We start from the raw sequence: 2500 nt of genomic DNA, 5'->3' as shown, positions 1-2500 counted from the left end.
TCCTCCAAGGCTAAATACTACTGACCGACCGATAGTGAACCAGTACCGTGAGGGAAAGGCGAAAAGAACCCCGGAGAGGGGAGTGAAATAGAACCTGAAACCGTGTGCGTACAAGCAGTAGGAGCTCCGCAAGGAGTGACTGCGTACCTTTTGTATAATGGGTCAGCGACTTACTGTTCGTGGCAAGCTTAACCGTATAGGGGAGGCGAAGGGAAACCGAGTCTGATAAGGGCGCATAGTCGCGGGCAGTAGACCCGAAACCGGGTGATCTAGTCATGGCCAGGGTGAAGGTGCCGTAACAGGTACTGGAGGCCCGAACCCACGTCTGTTGCAAAAGACGGGGATGAGCTGTGATTAGGAGTGAAAAGCTAATCGAACCCGGAGATAGCTGGTTCTCCTCGAAAGCTATTTAGGTAGCGCCTCATATGTATCCTCTCGGGGGTAGAGCACTGTTATGGCTAGGGGGTCATCGCGACTTACCAAACCATTGCAAACTCCGAATACCGAGACGGACTGTATGGGAGACACACGGCGGGTGCTAACGTCCGTCGTGAAAAGGGAAACAACCCAGACCCACAGCTAAGGTCCCAAATTTTGTGCTAAGTGGAAAACCATGTGGAAAGGCACAGACAGCCAGGAGGTTGGCTTAGAAGCAGCCACCCTTTAAAGAAAGCGTAATAGCTCACTGGTCGAGTCGGTCTGCGGGGAAGATTTAACGGGGCTAAGCACAGAACCGAAGCTTGGGGTGCATGACTTTGTCATGCGCGGTAGAGGAGCGTTCCGTAAGCCGTTGAAGGTGGATTGAGAAGTCTGCTGGAGGTATCGGAAGTGCGAATGCTGACATGAGTAACGATAATGCGGGTGAAAAACCCGCACGCCGAAAGCCCAAGGTTTCCTTGCGCAACGTTAATCGGCGCAGGGTGAGTCGGCCCCTAAGGCGAGGACGAAAGTCGTAGTCGATGGGAAGCAGGTTAATATTCCTGCACCTCGCGTAAGTGCGATGGAGGGACGGAGAAGGTTAGGTGTACCGGGCGTTGGTTGTCCCGGGGAAAGGCGGTAGGTTTGGATCTTTGGCAAATCCGGGATCCTCTAAGACCGAGCACCGAGACGAGCCTTTAAGGCGAAGTCACTGATACCACGCTTCCAGGAAAAGCTCCTAAGCTTCAGCTTACGCAGACCGTACCGTAAACCGACACAGGTGGGTAGGATGAGAATTCTCAGGCGCTTGAGAGAACTCGGGTGAAGGAACTAGGCAACATGGCACCGTAACTTCGGGAGAAGGTGCACCCTTGGTGGTGGCTCATGCGAGCATAAGCTGCCGAGGGTCGCAGTAACCAGGCCGCTGCGACTGTTTATCAAAAACACAGCACTCTGCAAACACGAAAGTGGACGTATAGGGTGTGACGCCTGCCCGGTGCTGGAAGGTTAATTGATGGGGTCAGCCGCAAGGCGAAGCTCTTGATCGAAGCCCCAGTAAACGGCGGCCGTAACTATAACGGTCCTAAGGTAGCGAAATTCCTTGTCGGGTAAGTTCCGACCTGCACGAATGGCGTAACGACAGCGGCGCTGTCTCCACCCGAGACTCAGTGAAATTGAAATCGCTGTGAAGATGCAGCGTTCCCGTGGCAAGACGGAAAGACCCCGTGAACCTTTACTATAGCTTTACACTGAACGTTGAGTTCGTCTGTGTAGGATAGGTGGGAGGCTATGAAACCATGGCGCTAGCTGTGGCGGAGCCATCCTTGAAATACCACCCTGTCGTGCTTGACGTTCTAACCTGGGCCCATTATCTGGGTCGGGGACCGTGTATGGTGGGTAGTTTGACTGGGGCGGTCTCCTCCTAAAGAGTAACGGAGGAGCTCGAAGGTACGCTCAGCGCGGTCGGACATCGCGCACTGTGTGCAAAGGCATAAGCGTGCTTGACTGCAAGATCGACGGATCAAGCAGGTAGGAAACTAGGACTTAGTGATCCGGTGGTTCTGTATGGAAGGGCCATCGCTCAACGGATAAAAGGTACTCCGGGGATAACAGGCTGATACCGCCCAAGAGTTCATATCGACGGCGGTGTTTGGCACCTCGATGTCGGCTCATCACATCCTGGGGCTGTAGTCGGTCCCAAGGGTATGGCTGTTCGCCATTTAAAGTGGTACGCGAGCTGGGTTCAGAACGTCGTGAGACAGTTCGGTCCCTATCTGCCATGGGCGTTGGAGATTTGAGAGGGGCTGCTCCTAGTACGAGAGGACCGGAGTGGACGAACCTCTGGTGTTCCGGTTGTCACGCCAGTGGCATTGCCGGGTAGCTATGTTCGGAAGCGATAACCGCTGAAAGCATCTAAGCGGGAAGCGCGCCTCAAGATGAGATCTCCCGGGGCACAAGCCCCCTGAAGGAACCATGTAGACTACGTGGTTGATAGGTCAGGTGTGTAAGCGCAGCAATGCGTTGAGCTAACTGATACTAATGATCCGAGAGGCTTGACCATATAACCTCAAGTTGCCTTGGC

General features: G+C 54.1%; 1 rRNA gene (cut by a window edge). It reads left to right on the top strand.

Going from position 1 to position 2500, the window contains the following annotated elements:
- Positions 1 to 2479: ribosomal RNA gene (locus tag RZA67_RS16210) — 23S ribosomal RNA — on the top strand (it extends 401 nt beyond the left edge of the window).
- The last annotated feature ends 21 nt before the right edge of the window (positions 2480 to 2500 follow it).

The sequence above is a fragment of the Stenotrophomonas sp. C3(2023) genome (assembly GCF_032911385.1).
Classification (GTDB): Bacteria; Pseudomonadota; Gammaproteobacteria; order Xanthomonadales; family Xanthomonadaceae; genus Stenotrophomonas.
This window is presented reverse-complemented; position numbering and strand designations above follow the sequence as displayed.